Consider the following 23,684-nt stretch of genomic DNA (forward strand, 5'->3'; position numbering starts at 1 on the left):
TTGTTCCGCCGGGTTATTCCGGCTGGAAGCCATAGATGCTGCCCTTGCGCGTCACCACCACTACGGTGTTGCCGGCCAGGACGGGTGCGGTTTCGATGGCAGAGCCATCGGTAGAAATGCGGTTCAGCGCGGAGCCATCTTCACGTGACATGAAGTGCACCAAGCCAGTGTTGTCACCCACCACCACGGTACGGCCAATGGCCAACGGAGCGCTCAGGCCACGGTAACGCAGGCGGTCGATCGACCAATCACGCTCGCCATTGCTGCGTTTGAACGCGACCACTTGGCCGTCGTTCTCGACGCTGAAGACGCGCGAGTCGTTGCCAGACACACCGGTAGCGCCCACCGAGGGCTTGCTCCACTGGACTTGGCCGTTGGCAGCGTTCACGCAGCCCAAAGACGACTGGAATGCACGCACACACACGACGTTATCTTGACGGCTCACGGGGCCGACCAGGTCAACCAAACGCTCCACGTCGTTGGTGCCGCGCGAGATGGCCACCAGGGCCTCCCAGCGGCTGCTACCGTTGGATGGGTTCATCCCCACCAAACGGCCCGACTGGCCTGCCACCAGCGTATCGCCCACGGCCAGCAAAACGCCAGCTTGTTGCAAGACCAGCGGATCACCGGTGCGCTGCTGTACCCACAGGCGTTGACCCGTCGTGCCGTCATAGGCGCTGACAGAACGGTCTGCAGCCAGCAAAAACACACGGCCACCGGCGACCAGTGGCGCAGTGTAGGCCAATGCATCGGTCTTCTTGCGCCAGAGTTCACGCCCCGACTCATAGGCCACAAGTTCATTGCTTTGCGTGACGACAGCGGTGGTTTTGCCGTCGCTACCGACGCCGGCCGCCAACTTGGCGCCAACCGAAGCGCGCCAGAGTTGCGCACCTGTGGTGCCGTCCAAGGCGGTGAGTGTGCCGTCGGTGCTAGCCAAGGTGACGGTCGAGCCCTGCACGTTGACTTGCAGAGGGAAGCTCACTTCACCGACTTTGGTGGTCCAGGCTTGACGCACGCCCATCACGGCGACGTTCGCGGGCAAGTCTGCGGGCTTGGGCTTGTTGCTACTGGCGCAAGCAGCCAGGAACGCCACCAAACCAATAGCTGCCAGCGCACGTGCAGCTTGCTTCAAATGCAACTTTCGCATCACTTCTTGACCTCTACCGTCACGGTGGGAACGCGTGGGTCAACGCCCAAGGCATTCAACTTGACCTCGACCAGACGACGGTAGTCATCGGTGTCTTGCAGGCCTTCATAAGATTTCTTGTAGGCCGCAATGGCTTCGTCAGTCTTGCCTTGGGCAGCCAGCAAATCGCCCTTGCGGTCGTTCACCAATGCAACATACTGGGTGGGAACGGTCTCAGCCAAGACCTTGGCGGCATCGTCGTAGGCTTTGGCTTGGATCAGTACAGCAGCCAAACGCAAACGCGCGATAGCTTTGTAGCCGTCGTCGGATGCCTTTTCGCTCACCCATGTGAGGGCCGCTTTGGCGGCATCGGCATTGCCCTTTTCAAACATCACCTTGCCGGTCACCAAGCCGGCTTGGTCGGCAAATGCGGTGCCACTGAACTTGTCTTTCATGTCGCCGAAGGCGCGCTCAAGCTTGGCCGTGTCGCCAGCACCAGCGGCACGGGCCACTTCGTCATACAGCGCGGCGGCTTGGGCAGATTGCTTGCGTTGCCAGTAGTTGTAGAAATTCCAGCTGGCATAGCCCGCCATCGCCACGATCAAGATCCAGGTGATGAGGTTGCCGTATTGCTTCCAGAAGTGCTTGAGTTGGTCAAGCTGCTCTTGTTCTTCAAGGTCGAGGTGAGTTGCCATGGGTGTCCAAAGTCAAGCGGCCGATTGTAGGGTGTGGAACCAGTTGCCAATACTGGCCAGTGATTCGGTACGTTGGGCGCCCGTTCCGTCGCGCAGCGACTTCACGGTCACCTCGTTGCGCGCCAACTCGTCGGCACCAAAAATAAGCGCAAAAGCCGCACCGCTGGCGTCTGCCTTTTTGAATTGCGACTTGAAGCTACCCAAGCCATCGGCCGTGGAAGCATGCATTTGCGCGCGTACGCCTGCTTCGCGCAGTTGCTGCAGAGTACGCAGCGCGATGGGCATGGCGGCCATGTCGGGTACCACGGCATAAACATCGGGTACGGGTGCAGGCAGTTCAGCGCCCTGCTCTTTCAGCAGCTCGAGCACACGCTCCACACCCATGGCCCAACCCACGGCCGGGGCGGCCTTGCCGCCGATTTGCACGATCAGGTCGTCGTAACGGCCGCCCGCACACACCGTGCCTTGCGAGCCCAAGCGATCGGTCACAAACTCGAACACCGTGAGGTTGTAGTAGTCCAGCCCACGCACCAGGCGGGGGTTGATCGTGTAAGTGATGCCATTGGCATCCAAAATGCCGCGCAGCGTGTTGAAGTGCGCCAGCGAAGCTTCACCCAAGAAATCCATCAGCTTGGGCGCCGACTCCACCACCTCTTTCATGGCCGGGTTTTTGGTGTCCAGGATACGCAGTGGGTTGCTGTGCAGGCGGCGCTTGCCGTCTTCGTCCAGCTTGTCGGCGTGTTGCTCAAAGTGCTTGATCAACTCGACACGGTGCGCGGCGCGCTCGGCCGGTTGGCCCAGGCTGTTGAGCTCCAGGCGCACATCGGTCAGGCCAATGGCTTTCCACAGTGAAGAGGCCAGCAAGATCAGCTCGGCATCGACTTCGGGGCCCGCAAAGCCCAGGGCTTCGGCACCGATCTGGTGGAACTGGCGGTAACGGCCGCGTTGCGGGCGCTCGTGACGGAACATCTGGCCGATGTACCAGAGGCGTTTACCACCGTCGTACAGCAACGAATGCTCGGTAACGGCACGCACCACGCTGGCGGTGTTTTCCGGGCGCAAGGTCAGGCGCTCGCCATTGAGCTTGTCTTCGAAGGAATACATTTCCTTTTCGACAATGTCGGTCACTTCGCCGATGCCGCGCACAAACAGCGCTGTGTGCTCGACGATGGGCGTACGGATGTTGCGGTAGGCAAAGCGCGCCATGCATTCGCGCACCAGCCCTTCGAGCCACTCCCAACGGGCCGACTCGGCCGGAAGGATGTCGTTCATGCCTTTGACGGCACTGATTTTTTCAGCCATTTATTCGCTATCCAAATCGCAGCTGCTCACGCACTACCAGAGCGCGCTGCAACCATTTTTATTCAATTAAACAGAACCACTACCCACCACCGAAATCGTCCGCACATTGCAGCACATGGCCGTCAACGCTTGGTGAAGCGGCGGCCAACGAAGTTCAGCCAGCCACCGCCACGGCTGCGCCGTAACGCGTCTGGATGTAGTTCTCCACGATGACGCGGAACTCCTGGGCGATGTTGTCGCCGCGCAGGGTAACGCTTTTTTCACCATCGATGTAGACCGGAGCCGCAGGCGCCTCACCGGTGCCCGGCAGGCTGATGCCGATATCGGCGTGTTTGCTCTCACCCGGGCCGTTGACGATGCAGCCCATCACGGCGACTTTCATCTTCTCAACGCCTGGGTACTGTTCACGCCAAACGGGCATCTGCGAACGCAAGAAATCGTCGATCTGCTTCGTCAGCTCTTGGAACGTGGTGCTGGTGGTACGGCCACAACCGGGGCAGGCCGTCACGCTGGGCACAAAACTACGCAAGCCGAGTGACTGCAGAATTTCAGAAGCGATGACCACCTCTTGTGTACGCGCCTCGCCGGGCTGGGGCGTCAGCGAGACACGGATGGTGTCGCCAATACCGTCCTGCAGCAGCACGGCCAAGGCTGCGGCAGACGCCACAGTGCCCTTGGTGCCCATGCCAGCTTCGGTCAAGCCAAGGTGCAGCGCATAGTTGCAACGTTGGCTCAAAGCACGGTAAACGGCGATCAAATCCTGCACGCCACTGACCTTGCACGACAAGATGATCTGGTTTGCCGGCAGGCCGATTTCTTCGGCACGCTTGGCCGACTCCACCGCCGAGGTGATCAGCGCCTGGTACATCACCGACTTGGCATCCCAGGGCTGGGCACGACGGCTGTTTTCGTCCATCAGGCTGGCGAGAAGCTCCTGGTCAAGGCTGCCCCAGTTCACGCCAATGCGCACCGCTTTGTCCCAACGGATGGCGGCTTCGATCATTTGCGAGAACTGGCGGTCGCGTTTATCGCCCTTGCCCACGTTACCGGGGTTGATGCGGTACTTCGACAAGGCCTCGGCGCAGGCCGGCACTTCGGTCAACAAGCGGTGGCCGTTGTAGTGGAAGTCGCCGACCAAGGGCACGTCGATGCCCATGCGGTCGAGCTGGTCGCGGATATGCGGCACGGCGGCGGCGGCCTCGGGGGTGTTCACGGTCAGGCGCACCATTTCCGAACCCGCCAGTGCCAATTCCTTGACCTGGATGGCCGTGCCGATGACGTCTACCGTGTCGGTGTTGGTCATGGATTGCACGCGCACCGGGGCGTCACCACCCACGGTCACCAAACGCTGGCCCCAACGCACATTCGCCTGCAGCGTTTTGCGTGCAGGCGGTGTGATGGGGGCAATAGGGGTATTGAGATCTTCCACTTACTTCACCTCGAATCGGGCCACGTTGGTGCGCGCGATGGGCGCCAGATCAAACGCTTGACCACGCACCTGGACTTGCACAGCATCGGCTGCCCCCACCACCACAGCCAGCGGCGCAGCGCCACCGGCCTGCACGGTTTCACCCGCTTGCAGCGTGCGGTTTATGGACACCGCGCCCGTCGCATCGGTCACACGCACCCATGAAGGCGCCTTGGCAGTGATCGCCAGATACTCACCGCCGGTAGGGACGCCAGCAGCCGGTGTGGCGACAGGTTTGGATGCAGTCGCCGCTGGCGCCGCCGCGACTGCAGCAGAAGCCGCAGGCGCTGTGGGAGCAGGAGCAGTCACGGCTGAGGGCGCAGGCTGCAATGCCGGAACGCTAACCATAGGAGTCGCCACCGCCTCAGGCACCGCAGCGCTGGCCGTTGCCGAGGGGGCAGCGGGCGTTACTTCGATGGTGTTGGCCGGCACTGGCTCGCTGGCCGTGGTGCTGACCTCTTGGTCATCGCCCTGCAACTGAGGCACCAGCCACAATGCGGCAGCACCAATCACCAGCAACAGCACAATCAGACCAGCGGGACTGCTCATCAGCTTGCGCACCGCAGATGGGCCACTGCTGCCACCGTCAGCCGGACGGAACGTGGCCTGAACAGCAGGCGGCGTAACCGCCATGGCGGCCGACGCCTTGCGCGGCAGCAAAGCCAGCACCGGCGCCGCATCCACCTTGAGCACACGGCAAATGCTGGACGCCAGACCACGCGCAAACACCACGTCAAGCAGCTCGTCCAACCGCCCTGCCTCCAGTGACTCCACCGTATGCACCTGCACCTTCAGGGTGACGGCCAACGCCTCCAGATGGACACCGGCAGCTTCGCGCGCCTGGCGCAGCAACTGTCCCGCCTGCACAGCAGACGCCTCAACGGACTGGGTTACGCCTGCAGACTCCGCCGCTCCATTTGCCGCCAGAACATCCGGCTCACTCATCAAATGCTCCTCGCGCATAGTTGGCCGCCTCTTTCGACTGGCCAAAACGTTTCTTTAATTGGTCACCCAGTTGGATCATGGCGTCGCGATTTTCCATCTGACGCTCAACCTTGATGCCGAGCCACAGAGATTCGGCGTTCGCCAGCTCAGAATTATTCAATCGCCGAATATAAAACTGCGCACGCACCAAGTCACCCCGGCGCAACAGCAATGCAGCCAGGTTGTAGCCGGTGATGGGATTGCCCGCATCCAGCTCATAAGAGCGCGCCAGATTGCGCTCCGCCTCGGCAAACTGGCCGGCGCTTTGCTGGCACAGGCCCAAGGCCATGAAAGTCTTGGCACGGTCGCCGTAAGCAGGGTTGGCCAACGCCTGGTTGAAAGCTTGCGTTGCCTCTGGGTAACGGCTTTGTTGGCAAAGGAACCAGCCGTAGTTGTGCAAGGTGTTGGCGTCACGCGGATTGAGGGCGACCGCACGGCGGAAGCTGTCTTCAGCCAAACGCGGATCGTTCATCCGCATGTAGACCAAACCACGCAGGTTGTAGGCCTCAGGAAACGTGGGATCGATCACCAGCGCTTGCTTGAGCTCGTCCAGCGCCACCGTGGTTTGGCCATTCTCGAAATAGCCCACGGCCAATTGCAGGCGCACCCGGGCTCGTTTACGCGCAGCGGGCTCATCAGATGCCGTGACGATGTCGGCACCAACACTCTCTGCCATCGAAGGCGTGGAAGCGACGGGTGAGGCACCACCAGCAGCGCCATTGGCAGCACACCCCGTCAAACCTGTCAGCGCCACCGCAGCGAAAGCTGCCCCCAAAATCCAGGAAAAGATGTCACTCCGGTCCGACATCGGTATACGCATCCTTAAGTCTCCTTGTTCGCAACGACCTCGACCGGGGTTTGCTTCAACATGATGGTGCGTTGCTGCGCCATACGGTCAGCCACGCGGGTACGGTCTTTTACGTCACCCGCGAGTTGGCCGCAAGCAGCATCAATATCATCTCCCCGGGTTTTACGTACCGTGGTGATGATGCCGGCATCGGCCAGCATGCGGGCGAATGCCGTCACACGCGCCTGCGGCGAGCGGATCAAGCCCGACGCCGGGAAGGGGTTGAAGGGAATCAAATTGAACTTGCACCACACGCCCGCGCGCCGGTGCTGCTGCACCAAGGCGATCAATTGCTGGGCATGTTCTGGCTGGTCGTTGACACCGTCGAGCATGCAATATTCAAAGGTAATGAAGTCGCGCGGGGCGTGCTCCAGATACCGATTGCAGGAGTCGAGCAGCTCGGCCAGCGGGTATTTTTTATTCAGCGGCACGAGGTTGTCGCGCAGCGCATCGTTGGGCGCATGCAACGAAACCGCCAAGGCCACCGGGCATTCAAGCGCCAAACGGTCAATCATCGGCACAACGCCCGACGTAGACACCGTGACGCGACGGCGCGACAGGCCGTAACCGTGGTCGTCCAGCATGGTGCGCAAAGCGGGCACCAAAGCGGAGAAATTTTGCAGGGGCTCGCCCATGCCCATCATCACCACATTGGAGATGATGCGCTCGGTGGTGCCCAAATGTTTGCGCAAGAAGTGCTCGGCATGCCAGAGCTGCGCGATGATTTCGCCGGTGGTCAGGTTGCGACTGAAGCCTTGATGCCCCGTGGAGCAAAAACGGCAACCCACCGCACAACCGGCTTGCGACGAGATACAGAGTGTTCCGCGATCGTCTTCGGGAATGAACACCGTTTCAACGGCATTGCCATCACCCACATCGAACAACCATTTGATGGTGCCATCGGTCGACTCATGCCGACTGACGACAGGCAAACCTTCGACACGCGCACTGGTACCGAGCTTGCCGCGAAAACTTTTGGCCAGATCGCTCATCTGGTCAAAGTCGGACGCACCGCGCTGGTGGATCCAACGGAACAACTGGGTGGCGCGGAAACGCTTCTCCCCCAGCCGTTCACAAAGTGCGGCCAATCCTTCGAGATCGAGGTCGAGCAGGTTGGCCGTCATAGCATACGCAGGCGTTGAGGCCTGGTATTAACGCGAGAAAACGTTCAAACCGGCGAAGAAGAAAGCGATTTCTTGTGCGGCGGTTTCAGCGGCGTCAGAGCCGTGTACGGCGTTGGCGTCAATGCTGTCAGCGAAGTCAGCACGGATGGTACCGGCGGCTGCCTTCTTAGGATCGGTCGCGCCCATCAGGTCACGATTCTTCAGGATGGCGTTCTCGCCTTCCAGGGCCTGGATCATCACAGGGCCGGAGACCATGAAGTCCACCAGATCCTTGAAGAAAGGACGCTCTTTGTGCACAGCGTAGAAAGCCTCGGCTTCGCCGCGCGACAGGTGGGCCATGCGAGCAGCCACGACCTTCAGGCCAGCAGCTTCAAAGCGCGCATAGATTTGACCAATCACGTTCTTGGCAACTGCGTCGGGCTTGATGATGGAGAGGGTACGTTCGATGGCCATGGTTTTAGTCCTGAGCTAGAGTTTTATTGAATTTTTGCCAATACAGCAAAGCCCGGTAGTTTAACCGGACAAGGCTACAGCCCCATGGCGTGGCACAGAAGAAACACCAACACAATAGGGGAAAGCCGCGACCAGCCCGACTTGGGCTGGATCGAAAACAACGAAGAGCCGCGACTTAACGGCCGCGTTTGCCGCCGCCACCGCCTCGGCGTGGGCCACCGCCCCCACCGCCCGATCCACCGCCGCCACCTGGGCCACGTCGGCCGCCGGGACCGGCCTGGCGCTGACGCGTGAAGCTGTCCGCGCCGATATACCCAAAGGCGGTTTTCATTGGGTCCGGCTGACCACCGCCACTGCCACCTTGACGATCTTGGCGGGCGCCTGCACCGTCCTTGCGCCGTTGACCGTCTGCACGGCCACCCAAGCCGCTGGTGTTCAGCGGATTGGGCTGCGCCGGGCCGCTAGGCCGTGACGGGCCTGGACCGGAACCACGGCCACCGCGTGGGCGCTTGCGCGCAGGCGCATTGCGGCCGTCACCCGAGCGATCTGGCGCAGGGCCGCGTGGGCCTTGAGCATGCTCGCCGGGCGCTTGTTTGTCATCGTTGCGCGGACGTTGCGATGTGCCCACGGCCTTCTGCAGCGCCTGAATGTCACGCTCGTCGAGCTCCATCCAGGCACCGCGCTTCAAGCCGCGCGGCAGCAGCATGGCGCCGTAGCGAATGCGGATCAAGCGGCTAACGGCGTGGCCCACGGCCTCCATCATGCGGCGCACTTCGCGGTTGCGGCCTTCTGAAATGGTGACGCGGTACCAGCAGTTGGAGCCTTCGCCGCCGCCATCTTCGATGCTGCCGAATTGGGCTGGGCCGTCTTCGAGCTGCACGCCATCGAGCAGGCGTTGTTTTTCATCTTTGCTGAGCGCACCCAGCACACGCACCGCGTATTCGCGCTCCAGGCCGAAACGGGGGTGCATCAGGTTGTTGGCCAACTCGCCAGAACTGGTGAACAGCAACAAGCCTTCGGTATTCAAATCCAGCCGCCCTACCGACTGCCACTTGCCTTGGTGCAACTTGGGTAGCTTGCGGAAAACGGTGGGACGGTTTTGCGGATCATCGTGGCTTACCACCTCGCCAGCGGGCTTGTGGTACGCAATCACACGCGGCGGCGGCGGGTCAATGCGCACACGGATCGCCTTGCCGTTGATCTTTACTTGGTCGCCAAACTGCACGCGCTGGCCAATGTGAGCCGGCTCGTTGTTCACCGAGATGCGACCCTCGGTGATGAGCTGCTCCATCTCCAAGCGCGAACCCAAACCCGCCTGCGCCAGCACCTTGTGCAGCTTGGGCGATTCAGCCTGGGGGGCCAACACACGCTTGGGCTGCGCTGGCGTTTCGGTGCTTTCTTCGTCGGCATCGAACTGGCCGGAGATCACGTCTTCAAAACGCTTGCCTGCTGCATCAAGACGCACGGGCGTCGCCGCAGGCGCAGACTCGGGCGCCTCTGCAGCCGCAGATACCGGCACCTCGGGCAGGTCTTCGGGCAGATGAGATGGCGTTTCGCCGACGGTCGTGTCATTCATAATTTATCTTCTTCAGGGGGAGTTTCCTCCCGGACGACTTCTTCATCAGAGTCGGGTGCGGCAACTTGCGCCGCTTCTGGGACAGCTTCCGGGTCCACATCTGGCCCCGGCCCTCCATCCACGTTCTTATCTACGTCCACTCCCACAGCCACCGCCGCTTCTGCATTTACCTCTGCACCGACCTCAGGCTGGACATCATCCATCGGCAAATCCGCCTGAGCATCATCGCCCGCCCCCAGGCTGGCCAACAACAGCTCGCGCTGCGCTGGATCGTCTGACACCGGCAGCTGGTCGAGCGATGTCAGCCCCAGATCATCGAGAAACTGCCGCGTGGTGGCAAACAACGAGGGGCGTCCAACCGTTTCACGGTGGCCAATGACTTCAATCCAACCCCGGTCTTCCAGCGACTTGATGATCAGCGAACTGATCGTCACACCGCGAATTTCCTCCATGTCGCCCCGGGTGACCGGTTGCCGGTAGGCAATGATGGCCAGGGTTTCCAGCGTGGCACGGCTATAACGCGGCGGTTTTTCCGGGTGCAGACGGTCGAGGTACTCGCGCATTTCGGGGCGGCTTTGGAAGCGCCACCCCGAGGCCACGCTCACCAACTCGACACCCCGCAGTGCCCAGTCGTTTTGCAACTCCAGCAACAACGTTTTCACGGTGTCGCTGCCCAACTCATCTTGAAACAAAACCCGCATCTCGCGAACGGGTAACGGCTGCGGAGAACAAATCAACGCAGCTTCGAGGACACGCTTGGCCTCTGCCGTATTCATGGTGTAGCTATTTTGGGAACACGCACACAGTGTGCAAAATTCGAAAGCGTGGATTGCGTTGCGAGGGGGTGACCATCGGCCATCAACGCAACCGGGGAGGCAACCAGTCGGTGGCTAAGCACCGCGTCGCCGCTATGTCTATCACGTTGCATTGTAGCTGGATCGTACACCCCAGGCCTCCAGCGCAGCAAGCATGTCCGCCGGCGGCGGCGCATTGAAGCTCAGCGACTCACCGGTCATCGGGTGCACAAACGACAGCCGCGTGGCATGCAGCGCTTGCCGCGCCAGCCCACCGGCAGGCGCGCCACCATACAGGGCGTCGCCCACCAAAGGGTGTCCAATGGCGGCCATGTGCACACGTATTTGATGTGTACGCCCGGTGTGCAGGGCGCAATGCACCCAGCAGCCTTTCTCGGCGTTTTGCAGCAACGTGAAATCGGTACGCGCCGGTTTGCCGGCCTGCGAACCCAGGTCCACAGTGGCCATGCGCAGCCGATTACGCGGGTCGCGGCCAATCGCAAACTCCACCCGCCGCTCTTTGGCGCTCACCCAAGGCTTGTGCGCCAAAGCCAAATACTGGCGACTCACATTGCGCGCGGCAATCAGGGCCACGAGCGCATCCATGGTCGCCCGGGTTTTCGCCACGACCGTCAGACCACTGGTGTCTTTGTCCAGCCGATGCACGATGCCCGCACGCGGCACGGTCGACACCGAGGCATCGCGCCCGAGTAAAGCATTAAGTAAAGTTCCGCTCCAGTTGCCGGGGGCAGGATGCACGACCAAACCCGCCGGCTTGTTGACCACCAGCAGGTGCGCATCTTCAAATACCACGTCCAAGGGAATGTTTTCCGGCTTGAAGGCTTGGCTTTGTTGTGTAGGACACAGCAGAATCTGCCCGGCGTCGCCGGCGCGCACCTTGTGCGAAGCCTTGGTCAGCGTGGCGCCTTGCATTTGCACAGCGCCCGCCTCGATCAACTGCTGCAGGTAACTGCGCGAAAACTCGGGAATGAGCTCGACCAAGGCGCGATCCAGCCGTTGCCCATGCAAGGCCGCGCCGATGGCAAGCGGGCGAATTTCCGCAGCATCCGAGCCCTCGCCAACGGCGTCAGCCTCGGTCGTTTCGGTGGCGTCTTCGTCCAGAGGGTCCGTCGATATAATCAATTTGCTTAGTTTCAAGAAAGATACGTGTGCTGCAGCGTTCCAAATTATCGGTGTTCCCAGCCCTGCTATTGACAGGTGCGACCCTTTGGCTGTCTGGTTGCTCCACAACCACACCCGAAGACGCCACCGCCAACTGGAGCCCCAACAAGATCTATGCCGAAGCGCGCGACGAAGCAAACTCCGGTGCGTACGAAAAAGCCATTCCGCTGTTTGAGAAGCTGGAAGGCCGCGCCGCTGGCACACCGCTGGCGCAGCAAGCCCAACTGGAAAAGGCCTACGCCTATTACAAGGGCGGCGAGCAAGCCCAGGCCATCGCCACGCTGGATCGCTTTTTGAAGCTTCATCCCGCCAGCCCAGCGCTCGACTATGCCTTGTACTTGAAGGGTCTGGTCAACTTCAACGAAAACCTGGGCATGTTCTCGTCGATCACGCGCCAGGATTTGTCGGAGCGTGACCAGAAGTCGGCCAAGGAATCGTTTGAAGCCTTCAAAGAGTTGGCGACCCGGTTCCCTGAATCGCGCTACACGCCCGATGCCCAGGCACGCATGACCTACATTGTCAACGCGTTGGCGCAGTACGAAGTGCACGTGGCACGCTACTACTACTCTCGCGGCGCCTATGCCGCTGCGGTGAACCGTGCGCAAACCGCCTTGACCGACTACCGCGATGCGCCTTCGCTGGAAGAAGCGCTGTACATCGTGGTTCGCTCGTACGATGCACTCGGCCTGCCCACGTTGCGCGACGACGCGCAACGCGTGTTGGAAAAAAACTACCCCAACAGCTCTTACCTGAGCAACGGTTTTAAGGGCAAAGACACCCGCTGGTGGCAGTTCTGGTGAGCTGACAACACCCGCTCTGACCGCCGTCAAAGACAAAACACCGGCTACGCCCTATGGCTGCCGGTGTTTTTTTATACCTTGACGCTCGCTACATCTAGCGGCTTCGGTGCCGCCACGCGGCGTACATTCAATGCATCCAGAGCCGCATCAAACGCCTCGGCGCTTTGAAGCAATGGCATTGCAGGCAATGCGGCTCTCAGCTTGCGTCCGTAGCCTTTTTCTACCAGCCGGGCATCACACACCACCAAGACGCCGTGGTCAGATTCATGGCGAATCAACCGGCCCGCGCCCTGCTTCAGCGCCACCGCCGCCTCTGGCACAAAGTAGTCCATAAACGGCTTGCGCCCCTGGCTCTCAAGATGACGCGCACGCGCAGCCACAAGAGGGTCGTTTGGCGGCGGGAACGGCAGCTTGTCGATCACCACCAGTTCCAAAGCATCTCCGGGCACATCCATGCCCTCCCAAAACGAGGCAGAGGCCACCATCACGCAGCCGGGGCGCCCATCGGCATCCCCCTGGCGAAACCGCTCGACCAGTTGGCGCTTGGGCAACTCGCCTTGCACCAGCACCACCTTTGGCGGGCCACCTGCCGCAGAAAAATACTCGCGCAAGGTTTTTCCAATGATTTGCAGCGCCCGCAGCGTCGTGGTGAGCACCAAAGTACGCCCGCCCAAGCGCTGGGCCGCGTCCGCAACAAAACCCGCCACCGCCACACTATGCGCCGGGTCAGAGGGCTGCGGTAGGCTCGTAGGCACATACAGCGCGGCTTGTTGCGCGTAGTCAAACGGACTTTCAACCCTGAGCTCCTGCGCGCCTTCCAGCCCACAGGACTCGGTGAACCAGTTCAAATCCTTACCTGCCCCCAAGGTCGCCGAGGTGAAGACCAGGGCCTTACGTGACGGAATGGGCACGACCGGCTCCTCTGCTTCGACCGCATCGAAAAAAGTAGGCTCGCTCTCTACATCCGCCGCCTCGCCTCGCGCTTCTGGCAATCCCAACAAACGGCCACGCAAGGCCTGCGCAATGTCCAACGGCGCCTCGATCAGCCTCACCTGTCCACCGCCCGCATCCAGCCAGCGGACCACCGCGCCTGGACTCGCCAACGTAAAGCGCTCCAAGCGTTGGATGAGTTGCTGCACGCGATCCTGCAGCCGCGCGAAATCTGGCGCAGCTCCGTGCACCGCTTGCAACGCGCTGGCGGCACTATCCAGCGCAGATTGCAGCTTACGCAGCGTTGCCGCCCAGGCATCTGGGTCCACTCCTTCCGGCGCGCTGTCCTCCCAGGCCGCACGGCTCGCGCTGGCCGCCACTGGGCCCGACGCCCAGCGCAACTCTGTGCAAGCGTTCTCCAGGGCCGCGGACAGAAATGCCCAATCGGCCATGCCCGCCGCATTTTGCTGACCGGCCGACAACAGATCAGTAGCCAGGCTCTGCAATTGTCCGGTGGTGATTTGCACCCCAAGAAACTGCACACCGGTTTCCTGCAATTGATGCGCCTCGTCGAAAACCGCCACCCGCACCGACGGCAACAGCTCGGCGACGCCAGATTCACGCACAGCCAAATCGGCAAACATCAAATGGTGGTTCACCACCACGACGTCGGCCGCCATGGCCTCGCGGCGCGCCTGGTTGACGTGACATTGCTGCGCTTGCGGGCATTGGCTACCCAGGCAGTTCTCGCGCGTGGAGGTGACCAGCGCGATCTGCGGCGAACGCTCATCCAGATCCGGCAACTCGGCCAGATCGCCACTGCGGGTGACGTGCACCCACTCTTCCACGCGCGCAAGGGTGCTCAGCGCCACACGGTCGGAAATATCAACGTCCCAACGCGCACGCTCCAGCCGATGCAGGCAAACGTAACTGCTGCGCCCCTTGAGTTGCGCAATGCGTACCGGCAGATTCAAGGCCCTCAGCAGCTCCGGCAAGTCGCGGCCGTAAAGCTGGTCTTGCAAGGCTTTGGTGGCCGTCGACAACAACGCACGTTCGCCGCTGAGCAGCACCGGCACCAGGTAGGCGTAGGTTTTACCTACACCGGTGCCAGCTTCGACCACCAGCGTGCCGCCGTCTTCAATGGTTTGCCCGATGGCCTCGGCCATGGCCAGTTGCCCCACGCGCGGCAGATAGTGCGGTGCGGCTTGCGCCAGCACCCCATCGGCCGCAAACACCGCCTGAATGGCCGATGCGAGAGTAGACCCCGCAGGCATCACGCCGGCTCTTTAGGATCAAGCTCCCTGACCAGGCGCGCAATCTGGTCGCGCAGAGCCAAACGCCGCTTCTTCAGGCGACGCAGCATCAACTCGTCTACAGGCGCTTGCTCGGCGATGCGGTCGATCATGGCGTCCAGATCGGCGTGCTCCATGCGAAGCTCGATCAGTTGACGTTCGGGGGAATGTAGATTCGAATCCAAAATAGCGTTCTGCGGTGGCGTTCATCGCCTGGTGGTTCGCTGGATAATACGTGTTTCAGCGCCCAGCGGCCTCGCATTTCGTCTGAAAAGTCATTTGCGTGACCTTCCCTCACATTCCAACAAGCGCTATCACCCGAGTGCACCACCATGACGACTGGCTACAGAATTACAGCGGCAACAGGCATTCACCGCGGTGACCGCGAGTACCAGCAAGACCAGGTCATGCTGCTAAGCCACCCACGCGCCCAAGGCTGCGTGTTGGGCGTGGTGGCCGATGGCATGGGCGGGCGCAGCGGCGGCCGCAAGGCCTCCGACCAAGTGATGATGACGGCACGGCAAATCTTTGACCGCTACGACCCCGCCACCGACGACGCCACGACCACGCTGACATCGCTGGTGTCTGAAGCCCACCTGGTCATCAAACTCACTGCCATTTCCACCGAAGAAGAACCGCACAGCACCGTGGCGGCGTTTATCCTGAACCCCACGGGCGACTGCCATTGGGCCCACGCGGGCGATTCGCGCATTTACCACTTCCACCGGGGCCGCCTGGTGCGGCGCACGCTTGACCACTCTTACGTGCAAACACTGGTCAACCGCGGCGAAATCACACCCGAAGAAGCCAACAACCACCCCGACTCGAATATTTTGCTGGGATGCCTGGGCACGGAGGCCGAGCCCACCGTCGACACACACCGCATTCCGCATCTGGGCCCAGGCGACGTGTTGCTGGCCTGCAGCGACGGCGTGTGGCACTACTTCACCGAAACCGAATTGGGTGCGGTACTGGATTCGATGACGCCGCGCGAAGCGTCCGAGTTCCTTATCGACAAAGCGCGTCGGCGTGCCAATGGCGGTGGGGACAACCTCTCTCTGGCAATTTTGAATCTGCAAGCGCTCTGAAAACTGTCGCCAACCGGCACCCAAAGGTTCGGCCCTTTTCAACTGATGACGCCAGGGCCATTGGCTAGCCCCTTGCCAAATTTAAATGCGAACGGTTATCATTTGATGGCCTGAGTACGTAACGTCCGTTTCCGCTTCCACGCAAAGGGCCCGCATGGAAGCGACGCATGGACTCTTTTTCTGCTGCCGGGCACGCGCCCACCACGCCCAAACCGCCTGACACCCCCTCGCTGCGCGACTGGGAACGGTTGATGCATCGCGGCCGCCACGCCCAATTGCTGGGCCAGCAAACGTCGGCCCTGCAACTCACGCTCGAAGCCCTGGCGCTGGCCGAGACCTTGCTCGAAGAACGCGCCAGCATTGCTGACAACAGCGTGGCCGCCTTCGTCGTCTCGCACCACAATATGGCGTTTTTGCGCCAGCAGATGGGAGACGCGCAAGCCGCTGCCACCCACCTTTGCCAAGCCCACACCACGCTGATGGCGTTGCTGCGCGACGCATCTGCGCCTGCCCCTTTGCAACAAGCCGCCTGGCGCCACAGCCGCGAAACCCATGCCGCGCTGCTGCAGTTTCTGCGCGAGCCTGGCGTTCCAGCCGATGCACTGTCGGTGCAAATGGTGACCCAAGCGCTATCAGCCCACGCCAACCTGGCGCAGCACTGTGGTGCCACCGCCCACTGATCTGCACGAACAGATGCAGCCGATTCAAATTTCTCAACCACCACGCTAAAACCATGGCCTACACCCTGCCCCCACTGCCCTACGCTTTTGATGCTCTGGAGCCGCACATCGACACCCAGACGATGGAGATCCACTACACCAAGCACCACCAGACCTACATCAACAACCTAAACGCTGCGCTCAAAGACACAGGCCATGACGCGCAGCCCGTAGAAGAGTTGGTGAAAAAGATCGAACAGTTGCCCGAAGCGCTGCGTGCCGTGGTGCGCAACAACGGCGGCGGCCACGCCAACCACAGCCTGTTCTGGACGGTGATGTCTGCGCAAGGTGGAGGCGCACCCGATGGCGCAGTGGCCGCAGCCATCACCAGCGACATCGGCGGCTTCGACGCCTTCAAGGACGCCTTCACCAAGGCCGCGCTCACCCGCTTCGGCAGCGGCTGGGCCTGGCTCAGCGTCACCCCTCAAGGCAAGCTGGTGGTGGAGAGCACCGGCAACCAAGACAGCCCGCTGATGACCGGCAACACCCCCATCCTGGGCTTGGACGTGTGGGAACACGCCTACTACCTAAAGTACCAAAACCGCCGCCCTGAATACATTGCCGCGTTTTATAACGTAGTGAACTGGGCTGAAGTGGCGCGCCGCTACAGCGCGGCCAAGGCTTAAAGCGCACCCTGACCAACCGAACACGTCAGCGCCACCGGAGACAAACCATGAACGGAGTCCACAGCACCTTGGCCCCAAAACATTCCGAGCAGCCACTGACCTCAGCGCCCAAAAAGCTCGCCTGGCGGCGCCTGCTGGGCTTGGGCATCGCCTTTGCGGGCTGCGTGGTGCTGGTGCACCAGTTCTGGCTCTACATGGGCGACCACCCACCGGTGGCGAGTGCTTTTGTGGCCGGTTCGGTCGCGGCGCTGGCCACCGCCCTGGGCACGTTGCCCGTGGTGTTTTCGCAGCGTTTGTCTGAACGCACACAAGACACCTTGTTTGGCTTTGGTGCCGGTGTGATGCTGGCGGCTTGCGCGTTCTCGCTCATCATTCCCGGCCTGGCTGCGGCCAAGGCATCAGGCGCGGGCGCCTGGGAAGCCGGCGGCACCATGGGCGCGGCCATTCTGCTGGGCGGCCTGGTGCTGCTGCTGATGGATCGCTGGCTGCCGCACGAACACTTCATCAAAGGTGTGGAGGGCCGGCAACTGTCCGACCCGCGCACGCTGCGCCGAACCTGGCTGTTCGTCTTTGCGATTGCCCTGCACAACCTGCCCGAAGGCCTGGCGATTGGCGTGGCCTACGCTGGCACCGATGCCATGCGCGCTGGCGCCTTGGCCATGGGCATTGCCATCCAAGACGTGCCTGAGGGCCTGGTGGTAGCCGTGGCCCTGCTCGCCGCAGGCTACAAGCGCCCGCTGGCCGTCGGCCTGGGCATGGCGTCGGGTTTGATTGAGCCCATCGGCGCCGCACTGGGAGCCGTGGCCATCAGCCTGGCGGCCAGCTTATTACCTTGGGGCCTGGGCTTTGCGGCCGGTGCCATGCTGTTCGTCATCAGCCACGAAATCATTCCCGAATCGCACCGCAAGGGGCATGAAGTCTGGGCCACCGGCGGCTTGATGATCGGCTTTGTGTTGATGATGCTACTGGACACTGCGCTGGGTTAAAAACCTCTGATACTAAGGGTTGGCTGCACGTTCTAGAATCATCCGGTGAACGACGCCACCCTCTCTTCCCCCTCTCCCGAATCCTCCACCATCGCCGCCACGCTGCCACCGCGCCGCGTGATCCGCGAACTGCCCGACGAGCTGATCAGCCAGATCGCCGCCGGTGAGGTGGTCGAGCGCCCTGCCTCGGTGGTGCGCGAACTGGTCGACAACGCCCTCGACGCGGGCGCCACGCAAATCACGCTGCGCCTGCTGGCTGGCGGCGTGCGCTTGATCTCGGTGGAAGACGACGGCTGCGGCATCCCGGTCGAAGAGCTGCCCGTGGCCCTGAAGCGCCACGCCACCAGCAAGATCGGCAACCTCGACGACCTGGAATCCGTGGGCACCATGGGTTTCCGTGGCGAGGCGCTGGCCGCCATCAATTCGATTGCCGATATGGCTGTGCTGTCACGCGCTGTGGGCCATCCGCATGCGTATTTGCTCTCCGGCCAGACGGGAGAACTCAAACCCGTGGCGCGCAGCACCGGCACCACGGTGGAAGTGAAAGAGCTGTTCTTCAGCACCCCGGCGCGGCGCAAGTTTTTAAAGACCGACGCCACCGAACTCGCCCACTGCATTGAAGCCGTGCGCCGCCACGCCCTGGCCCGCCCCGACGTCGGTTTTGCCATCTGGCACGAAGGCAAGCTGGTCGAGCAGTGGCGCGCCTGCCCACAGCCCGATGCCATGGACGCTTTGACCCAACGCCTGCGCGACGTGCTGGGCGACGACTTCATCGAACACTCGGTGCCGGTGGACTACCGCACCAGCCACCTCAGCCAGAACGCCGGCTCCACCTCCGCCGTACGCGTGTGGGGCCGCGCTGGCGTGCCCAGCGCCGCGCGTGCCCGTGCCGACCAACAGTTCGCCTATGTGAACGGCCGCTTCGTGCGCGACAAGGTCATCACCCACGGCGCCCGCAGCGCCTATGAAGACGTGCTGCACGGCCAGCGCCAGCCGGTGTATGCGCTGTATGTGGCCATCGACCCCACACGCGTCGACGTGAACGTGCACCCCACCAAGATCGAAGTGCGTTTTCGCGACAGCCGCGAAATCCACCAGACCGTGCGCCACGGCGTGGACGACGCGCTGGCCGCGCCACGCGCTGCTGCTGCCTTGGCGAGCGCCCAGGCCACGCCCCAGCAATCGTTGGTAGACGCCCCAGAAGAGTCACAACAAAAAGTGCCTTTTGCGCAGAAACAGTGGGCGCAACCAGCTATTAATTTTGCTGCCAACCGAGGCGGGCACAAGGTATCTGACTTTGAAGCGCTGTGGCCGGTGCGCCGGGCAGAACCAGCACCGGCAGAGGCGACACCCGCCCCTGCAACGCCGGAGCCTAGCCGATCCATTTCCTCAGCCGAGCCACAAACAGTTGCGGCTGCGCCGGCCTTTGCCGAACCCACAGTCAACGCTTTTTCAGCTTCAACAGAAGCTACTGAGACGGTCAACGAAGCAACCGTCGGACTAAGCGAAACCCACACCGGCACCGAAGCCCCGGTCTGGCCACTGGGCCGCGCCATCGCGCAATTGCAAGGCGTCTACATCCTGGCCGAAAACGCTCAAGGTCTGATCGTTGTCGACATGCACGCGGCGCACGAACGCATCGTCTACGAGCGGCTGAAACTGCAGGTAGACACCAACAGCATCGCCAGCCAGCCGCTGCTGATCCCGCTGACCTTCCCCGCCACACCACACGAAGTAGCCACGGCCGAGGCTTGCGCCGACACGCTGATCAAGCTGGGGCTGGAGATCACGCCGTTCTCGGCCAAAACACTGGCCATCCGCTCGGTGCCGTCCACCCTGGCGCAAGGCAACCCGGTGGAGTTGGCCCGCAGTGTGCTGGCCGAGTTGGCGCAAATGGACGCCAGCACCATCGTCGAGCGCGCGCAGCACGAACTGCTGGGCACCATGGCCTGCCACGGTGCGGTGCGCGCCAACCGTCAGCTCACGTTGGACGAGATGAACGCCCTGTTGCGCCAGATGGAAACCACAGAACGCTCGGACCAATGCAACCACGGCCGCCCGACTTGGCGCCAGTTGACGATGAAAGAGCTGGACGGGCTGTTCCTGCGCGGGCGCTGAGATCCGCGCTTAGATCTAGGCTTAGTCAGCCGCCTTGCTCTGCAGCACCAGCGGCATCTGCGCCACCCGTTCATAGGCTTTGGCCAAACGAATGGGCGAGCGCCACGCGTAGAGCAGCATTTCCAGCGGGTGCCACAACACCACCCAGCCCAGTACCACCAACCCTTCGCTGAACAGCCGGTTGATGGCCGGAGGAAAAGGCGAAAACTGGTCAATCAACGCTGAGAGCCCCAACGCCACGGCCAGCGTGGGAATGCCGCGCTTGAGGCCGCTCAGGCCATTGCGGCGCACGCGGGCCACTTCACGCCGCAAGTCTTTGGCGCGCTGCGCGCAATACATCGGCAAGGCGCGCGCCACGGTTTCAGCCTCGGCCGCCGTCACCTCTTGGCGCGTCACGGTGACCAGCAGACGCCCGCCGGGCGACATGCCATCGTCACTCACACGCTCGGCCAAATCGTCGACAACGGGCCCGCGCGTCATCTCAGGCGCAGCCGGATCAAACGGAAACGCCTCGAACAACCGCGCCGCGCGGTCGATCTGCAAAGCCATGTCCGCCGTGCCCGTTGTATTCATCTCTACTCGCCCCATGTATGGTTTGCTCCTGAAATTTCGAATCTTTTCGCCGGGATGCTAGGGAATTCCCTCGACACAATCCCGCCACAGTCGCCTGCGCCGCGATGCTAAATTAGCGACCGGCCAAAACCGTCTTCGGCGCGCCCTGGCGTGTCGACGGCATGGATGTTGCATCCGTTAAAAGCAACTTGAAGGTTTTGCCCGAGAACTTTTTTGGCGTGAACTTTCTTCACGCCCCTGGAATCCACTAGCACTGTTGCATGAAACGCTGGCCCGTCATTTCCACCCTTGCTCTTGCGTTCGCCATTTTGGCGGGTTGCTCTACGCTGGATGAAAAACAGCGCACCTGGATCTTCCAGCCGAGCGACCGCAGTTGGGGCGGCACGGCCGAAATGGCGCGCAACATGCAAGACGTGTGGATCGACTTCGATTCTCGCGCCACCGGCCAATCCGCGCGCCTGCACGGGCTTTGGTTGCCGGCCGCGCCCGGTGAAGCCGGCTGGGTAGAAGGCCCGACCACCGCAGCCGGTGCCAGCAACGTCGCCAAAGGCAAGCCTCCAGTGCTGCTGTACCTGCACGGCGCGCGCTGGAACGTCACTGGCTCGGCCCCGCGCATCAAACGCATGCAGGAACTCGGCTTCTCAGTGCTGGCCATCGACTACCGTGGTTTTGGCAAAAGCTCGCCCGGCCTGCCCTCGGAAGAAATGGCGTACGAAGACGCTCGCGCCGCCTGGGACTGGCTCGCCAAACAATACCCCGACCAAGCCCGCTACATCTTCGGCCACTCACTCGGCGGCGCCATCGCCATCGACCTGGCCTCGAAGGTGAACGACGAGTCGGGCACCATTGTCGAAGGCACGTTCACTTCCATCATCGACGTGTTCAGCACCATGCAATGGGGCTGGCTGCCGATTGCGCCGCTGCTCACGCAGCACTTTGAATCGGTGGCCAAGGTCAGCAAGGTCGGCTCACCGCTGTTGGTGGTGCATGGCACCAACGACAGCATGATCGTGCCGGCCCTCGGCCGCAAACTGTTTGAGGCGGCCCAAGAACCCAAAGCGTTTGTGTTGGTAGAAGGCGGCTCGCACCACAACACCAACGATCTGGGCCAAGCCCAGTACCGTGAAGCCCTGGCCGACATGTTTGGCCACGGCAAACTGCCTGGCACGCCGCAAGCCGCGCCACTGCAGGCGAGCGGCACCGGGAATGCTGTTTTGCGTTGAAGATTTTGCAGAGCGGCGACAGGTTTGTTAACTAGCGTCGCTAACGATCAAACCTGCAACTTGGCGCCTTAGCACAGGCAGATCGGCGTGAATGGTCTTCCATACCAATTCATAGTCAACCTTGAAGTAACCATGGGCAACGCGGTTACGCATGGTGTACATCAGAGTCCACGGCACGTCAGCATGCTGCTGTGCAAATTCAGCATGAAGTTTCTCGACGTTATGCGCGGCTTCACCTACAACCTCGAAATTACGCACCACGGCATCTTGCGTTTTCTCGTCCTGGAGAAAAGCCTCTTCACTTGTTTGCTCTACGTAACGGTGAATGCGGTCGATGGCTTCAACGATGTGGGTCAGATAATCTGCCACCCGCAACAGATCGGTTTTGCTCACAGCACCTGCGCCTCGGCGATCACTTGATCGCGAAACTTGACCGGCAATCCTTTGGGGGTCAGCACGTCCACAGCCACAGGGAGTAGCTGCGCCAACTCCAACTGGATCTTGGCAATGTCCATCAGCGTGGTCTCTTCCGTGGGCTCGACCAGAATATCGAGATCGCTACCTTCCACGTCGTCGCCATGCACCACCGATCCGAACACCCGCACGTTCGTCACCCTGTGGCTCAAGGCAATAGCACGGATCGCTTCGCGGTGGGTTTGCAGTGCGGCAGACGGACGCATAGAGTTGGCTCCTGTGAACAAGCTTAATCTTGTATCACAACTCCCTATATTCAGACTTCAAACTGCGGATGCAACTGCCGAATCCGCCCAATCGCCATGCCCGCTGCGGCGGTGCGCGTCTCGACCCCTAGCTTCACGTACACACGCTCCAAGTGCTTCTTCACCGTGGCTGGGCTGCTGCCCAGGATGTCGCCAATGTCGCGGTTGGTTTTGCCCTTCACCACCCAGTACAGCACCTCGGCTTCGCGCGCGGTGAGTTTGAAGCTCAGGCTCATGGCTTCGACCACGGCCGCATCAGACACCTCACGCATCACGATCAGCCAGTCGCCGCCGCCTTCGCTGTCGCCGGTTTGCTGATGCAGTCTGAAGCTCAGCCGTTGTGCGCCCTGCTCTACCGCCAGGCGTGGCGGCTCGGTTTGCGGCGAGGCCATGGTTGCCAACAACGGCAGCGTGTGCTGCAGCCATTCGATCACTTGCGGCGGCGCAAAGTTTTGCAGATGCGGCGCGGGTGTGCCGAAGTAGCGGCGCAGCAGGTCGCGCGCCAGCGGGGTTTGCCACATGAGCTTGCCGTCGCTGGCGCGCACGGTAATGCTGGCGTAGCCAAAGGCATCGAGCGCATTGCGCGCCTGGCCGGCCTGGCGCACCTCTTGGCGCGCACGGCGGGCGCCCTGTAGGTGCACGTTCATGCGTGCCAACACTTCCTTGGGCTTGATGGGTTTGGTCACGTAGTCCACCCCCCCGGCCTCCAGTGCGGCCACCAAGTGTTCGGTCTCGGTCAGGCCGGTCATGAAGATGATGGGGATGTGCGCGGTGCTGGGCTGGGCCTTCAGGCGGCGGGCGACTTCAAAGCCGTCCATGCCGGGCATCATGGCGTCGAGCAACACGATGTCGGGCACGGCTTGGGCGGCGCGCTGCAATGCCGTTTCGCCGTTGGTGGCCACCAGCACGGTGTAGCCCGATTCATCCAACGCGTCGTGCAGTACAGCCAGGTTATCGGGCACGTCGTCGACGATCAGCACCACGTCGTTGTTGGCGCGATCCAGAGCATCGGCGGACGGAGCGGGTACGGGGGCTGGCATGGTGGCAACAAACATGAGG

Annotated in this window: 24 protein-coding genes; 7 read left to right on the forward strand and 17 right to left on the reverse strand. The window is 61.9% G+C overall.

What is annotated here, in order from left to right:
* Window positions 1–13: 13 nt before the first annotated feature.
* From bamB to ACPWMG_RS19185, 11 genes are all read right to left on the reverse strand, one after another.
* Window positions 14–1,147 (reverse strand): outer membrane protein assembly factor BamB, encoded by a 1,134-nt coding sequence (gene bamB / locus ACPWMG_RS19135; protein WP_483301069.1) that lies wholly within the window; start codon window positions 1,145–1,147, stop codon window positions 14–16.
* Window positions 1,147–1,821 carry a YfgM family protein gene (locus tag ACPWMG_RS19140; RefSeq protein WP_483301070.1) on the reverse strand — a complete coding sequence of 225 codons (675 nt, stop codon included), beginning with the start codon at window positions 1,819–1,821 and terminating at the stop codon, window positions 1,147–1,149. The genes bamB and ACPWMG_RS19140 overlap by 1 nt, the downstream gene beginning before the upstream one ends.
* Window positions 1,822–1,833: 12 nt before the next feature.
* Window positions 1,834–3,123 (reverse strand): histidine--tRNA ligase, encoded by a 1,290-nt coding sequence (gene hisS, locus ACPWMG_RS19145; protein WP_483301071.1) that lies wholly within the window; start codon window positions 3,121–3,123, stop codon window positions 1,834–1,836.
* A 154-nt stretch (window positions 3,124–3,277) separates the two neighbouring features.
* The gene (gene ispG, locus ACPWMG_RS19150; RefSeq protein WP_483301072.1) at window positions 3,278–4,552 is read right to left on the reverse strand and encodes a flavodoxin-dependent (E)-4-hydroxy-3-methylbut-2-enyl-diphosphate synthase; all 1,275 of its coding nucleotides are present in this window, start codon (window positions 4,550–4,552) and stop codon (window positions 3,278–3,280) included.
* Window positions 4,553–5,536: a RodZ domain-containing protein gene (locus ACPWMG_RS19155; RefSeq protein ID WP_483301073.1), complete on the reverse strand. Its 984-nt coding sequence runs from the start codon at window positions 5,534–5,536 to the stop codon at window positions 4,553–4,555.
* Complete coding sequence (pilW, locus tag ACPWMG_RS19160; RefSeq protein WP_483301074.1) at window positions 5,529–6,395, reverse strand: type IV pilus biogenesis/stability protein PilW; 867 nt, start codon at window positions 6,393–6,395, stop codon at window positions 5,529–5,531. The genes ACPWMG_RS19155 and pilW overlap by 8 nt, the downstream gene beginning before the upstream one ends.
* A gap of 2 nt (window positions 6,396–6,397) precedes the next feature.
* Window positions 6,398–7,546, reverse strand: coding sequence for a dual-specificity RNA methyltransferase RlmN (gene rlmN / locus ACPWMG_RS19165; RefSeq protein ID WP_483301075.1), 1,149 nt, complete (start codon window positions 7,544–7,546; stop codon window positions 6,398–6,400).
* Window positions 7,547–7,573: 27 nt separating this feature from the next.
* Window positions 7,574–7,999 (reverse strand): nucleoside-diphosphate kinase, encoded by a 426-nt coding sequence (gene ndk / locus ACPWMG_RS19170; RefSeq protein ID WP_422829436.1) that lies wholly within the window; start codon window positions 7,997–7,999, stop codon window positions 7,574–7,576.
* 175 nt (window positions 8,000–8,174) lie between these two features.
* The gene (locus tag ACPWMG_RS19175) at window positions 8,175–9,575 is read right to left on the reverse strand and encodes a pseudouridine synthase (RefSeq protein WP_483301076.1); all 1,401 of its coding nucleotides are present in this window, start codon (window positions 9,573–9,575) and stop codon (window positions 8,175–8,177) included.
* Window positions 9,572–10,351 (reverse strand): SMC-Scp complex subunit ScpB, encoded by a 780-nt coding sequence (scpB, locus tag ACPWMG_RS19180; protein ID WP_483301077.1) that lies wholly within the window; start codon window positions 10,349–10,351, stop codon window positions 9,572–9,574. Before scpB ends, ACPWMG_RS19175 begins: the two co-directional genes overlap by 4 nt.
* A 141-nt stretch (window positions 10,352–10,492) precedes the next feature.
* Window positions 10,493–11,506: an RluA family pseudouridine synthase gene (locus ACPWMG_RS19185; protein ID WP_483305290.1), complete on the reverse strand. Its 1,014-nt coding sequence runs from the start codon at window positions 11,504–11,506 to the stop codon at window positions 10,493–10,495.
* A gap of 35 nt (window positions 11,507–11,541) precedes the next feature.
* Between ACPWMG_RS19185 and ACPWMG_RS19190 the strand changes: the two genes are divergently transcribed.
* On the forward strand, window positions 11,542–12,351 hold the full coding sequence (locus ACPWMG_RS19190; RefSeq protein WP_483305291.1) for an outer membrane protein assembly factor BamD: 810 nt from the start codon (window positions 11,542–11,544) through the stop codon (window positions 12,349–12,351).
* Window positions 12,352–12,422: 71 nt separating this feature from the next.
* On the opposite strand, the gene yoaA is transcribed toward ACPWMG_RS19190, so the two are convergent.
* Window positions 12,423–14,555 (reverse strand): DNA repair helicase YoaA, encoded by a 2,133-nt coding sequence (yoaA, locus tag ACPWMG_RS19195; RefSeq protein WP_483301078.1) that lies wholly within the window; start codon window positions 14,553–14,555, stop codon window positions 12,423–12,425.
* Window positions 14,555–14,758 (reverse strand): YdcH family protein, encoded by a 204-nt coding sequence (locus ACPWMG_RS19200; RefSeq protein ID WP_483301079.1) that lies wholly within the window; start codon window positions 14,756–14,758, stop codon window positions 14,555–14,557. Before ACPWMG_RS19200 ends, yoaA begins: the two co-directional genes overlap by 1 nt.
* 147 nt (window positions 14,759–14,905) lie before the next feature.
* Between ACPWMG_RS19200 and ACPWMG_RS19205 the strand changes: the two genes are divergently transcribed.
* The 5 genes from ACPWMG_RS19205 to mutL all read left to right on the forward strand — a co-directional run bounded on the left by ACPWMG_RS19205 (window position 14,906) and on the right by mutL (window position 20,110).
* Window positions 14,906–15,661 carry a PP2C family protein-serine/threonine phosphatase gene (locus tag ACPWMG_RS19205; RefSeq protein ID WP_483301080.1) on the forward strand — a complete coding sequence of 252 codons (756 nt, stop codon included), beginning with the start codon at window positions 14,906–14,908 and terminating at the stop codon, window positions 15,659–15,661.
* A 167-nt stretch (window positions 15,662–15,828) separates the two neighbouring features.
* Window positions 15,829–16,341 (forward strand): hypothetical protein, encoded by a 513-nt coding sequence (locus ACPWMG_RS19210; RefSeq protein ID WP_483301081.1) that lies wholly within the window; start codon window positions 15,829–15,831, stop codon window positions 16,339–16,341.
* 53 nt (window positions 16,342–16,394) lie between these two features.
* A complete protein-coding gene (locus tag ACPWMG_RS19215) occupies window positions 16,395–17,006 on the forward strand; it encodes a superoxide dismutase (RefSeq protein ID WP_483301082.1) in 612 nt (203 codons plus the stop codon).
* Between the two features lie 47 nt (window positions 17,007–17,053).
* Window positions 17,054–17,992, forward strand: a complete 939-nt coding sequence (locus ACPWMG_RS19220) for a ZIP family metal transporter (RefSeq protein ID WP_483301083.1) — start codon at window positions 17,054–17,056, stop codon at window positions 17,990–17,992.
* A 45-nt stretch (window positions 17,993–18,037) separates the two neighbouring features.
* Window positions 18,038–20,110: a DNA mismatch repair endonuclease MutL gene (gene mutL / locus ACPWMG_RS19225; RefSeq protein ID WP_483301084.1), complete on the forward strand. Its 2,073-nt coding sequence runs from the start codon at window positions 18,038–18,040 to the stop codon at window positions 20,108–20,110.
* Window positions 20,111–20,131: 21 nt separating this feature from the next.
* Here mutL and ACPWMG_RS19230 read toward each other — a convergent pair whose 3' ends face one another.
* Complete coding sequence (locus ACPWMG_RS19230; protein ID WP_483301085.1) at window positions 20,132–20,683, reverse strand: hypothetical protein; 552 nt, start codon at window positions 20,681–20,683, stop codon at window positions 20,132–20,134.
* A gap of 260 nt (window positions 20,684–20,943) precedes the next feature.
* Here ACPWMG_RS19230 and ACPWMG_RS19235 point away from each other — a divergent pair, with 260 nt between their 5' ends.
* Window positions 20,944–21,906 (forward strand): alpha/beta hydrolase, encoded by a 963-nt coding sequence (locus ACPWMG_RS19235; protein ID WP_483301086.1) that lies wholly within the window; start codon window positions 20,944–20,946, stop codon window positions 21,904–21,906.
* A gap of 27 nt (window positions 21,907–21,933) precedes the next feature.
* Here ACPWMG_RS19235 and ACPWMG_RS19240 read toward each other — a convergent pair whose 3' ends face one another.
* Genes ACPWMG_RS19240 through ACPWMG_RS19250 form a run of 3 tightly spaced genes read right to left on the reverse strand, consistent with a single transcriptional unit; the run spans window position 21,934 to window position 23,680 of the window.
* Window positions 21,934–22,299: a HepT-like ribonuclease domain-containing protein gene (locus tag ACPWMG_RS19240; protein ID WP_483301087.1), complete on the reverse strand. Its 366-nt coding sequence runs from the start codon at window positions 22,297–22,299 to the stop codon at window positions 21,934–21,936.
* The gene (locus ACPWMG_RS19245) at window positions 22,296–22,586 is read right to left on the reverse strand and encodes a nucleotidyltransferase family protein (RefSeq protein ID WP_483301088.1); all 291 of its coding nucleotides are present in this window, start codon (window positions 22,584–22,586) and stop codon (window positions 22,296–22,298) included. The genes ACPWMG_RS19240 and ACPWMG_RS19245 overlap by 4 nt, the downstream gene beginning before the upstream one ends.
* A 50-nt stretch (window positions 22,587–22,636) precedes the next feature.
* Window positions 22,637–23,680, reverse strand: coding sequence for a response regulator (locus ACPWMG_RS19250; protein ID WP_483301089.1), 1,044 nt, complete (start codon window positions 23,678–23,680; stop codon window positions 22,637–22,639).
* Window positions 23,681–23,684 lie beyond the last annotated feature (4 nt).

The sequence above is a fragment of the Hydrophilobacter chitinilyticus genome (assembly GCF_049860745.1).
Lineage (GTDB): Bacteria > Pseudomonadota > Gammaproteobacteria > Burkholderiales > Burkholderiaceae_C > Rhodoferax_B.

What these genes read in the sequence shown, in the direction of transcription:
- ACPWMG_RS19220 (WP_483301083.1), top strand. Translation starts at nt 17,054, where the DNA reads ATGAACGGAGTCCACAGCACCTTGGCCCCAAAACATTCCGAGCAGCCA.
- ACPWMG_RS19175 (WP_483301076.1), bottom strand. Translation starts at nt 9,575, where the DNA reads ATGAATGACACGACCGTCGGCGAAACGCCATCTCATCTGCCCGAAGAC.
- ACPWMG_RS19205 (WP_483301080.1), top strand. Translation starts at nt 14,906, where the DNA reads ATGACGACTGGCTACAGAATTACAGCGGCAACAGGCATTCACCGCGGT.
- yoaA (WP_483301078.1), bottom strand. Translation starts at nt 14,555, where the DNA reads ATGCCTGCGGGGTCTACTCTCGCATCGGCCATTCAGGCGGTGTTTGCG.
- rlmN (WP_483301075.1), bottom strand. Translation starts at nt 7,546, where the DNA reads ATGACGGCCAACCTGCTCGACCTCGATCTCGAAGGATTGGCCGCACTT.
- ACPWMG_RS19140 (WP_483301070.1), bottom strand. Translation starts at nt 1,821, where the DNA reads ATGGCAACTCACCTCGACCTTGAAGAACAAGAGCAGCTTGACCAACTC.
- hisS (WP_483301071.1), bottom strand. Translation starts at nt 3,123, where the DNA reads ATGGCTGAAAAAATCAGTGCCGTCAAAGGCATGAACGACATCCTTCCG.
- ndk (WP_422829436.1), bottom strand. Translation starts at nt 7,999, where the DNA reads ATGGCCATCGAACGTACCCTCTCCATCATCAAGCCCGACGCAGTTGCC.
- bamB (WP_483301069.1), bottom strand. Translation starts at nt 1,147, where the DNA reads ATGCGAAAGTTGCATTTGAAGCAAGCTGCACGTGCGCTGGCAGCTATT.
- ACPWMG_RS19230 (WP_483301085.1), bottom strand. Translation starts at nt 20,683, where the DNA reads ATGAATACAACGGGCACGGCGGACATGGCTTTGCAGATCGACCGCGCG.
- ACPWMG_RS19155 (WP_483301073.1), bottom strand. Translation starts at nt 5,536, where the DNA reads ATGAGTGAGCCGGATGTTCTGGCGGCAAATGGAGCGGCGGAGTCTGCA.
- ACPWMG_RS19210 (WP_483301081.1), top strand. Translation starts at nt 15,829, where the DNA reads ATGGACTCTTTTTCTGCTGCCGGGCACGCGCCCACCACGCCCAAACCG.
- ACPWMG_RS19245 (WP_483301088.1), bottom strand. Translation starts at nt 22,586, where the DNA reads ATGCGTCCGTCTGCCGCACTGCAAACCCACCGCGAAGCGATCCGTGCT.
- ACPWMG_RS19250 (WP_483301089.1), bottom strand. Translation starts at nt 23,680, where the DNA reads ATGTTTGTTGCCACCATGCCAGCCCCCGTACCCGCTCCGTCCGCCGAT.
- pilW (WP_483301074.1), bottom strand. Translation starts at nt 6,395, where the DNA reads ATGCGTATACCGATGTCGGACCGGAGTGACATCTTTTCCTGGATTTTG.
- scpB (WP_483301077.1), bottom strand. Translation starts at nt 10,351, where the DNA reads ATGAATACGGCAGAGGCCAAGCGTGTCCTCGAAGCTGCGTTGATTTGT.
- ACPWMG_RS19235 (WP_483301086.1), top strand. Translation starts at nt 20,944, where the DNA reads ATGAAACGCTGGCCCGTCATTTCCACCCTTGCTCTTGCGTTCGCCATT.
- ACPWMG_RS19215 (WP_483301082.1), top strand. Translation starts at nt 16,395, where the DNA reads ATGGCCTACACCCTGCCCCCACTGCCCTACGCTTTTGATGCTCTGGAG.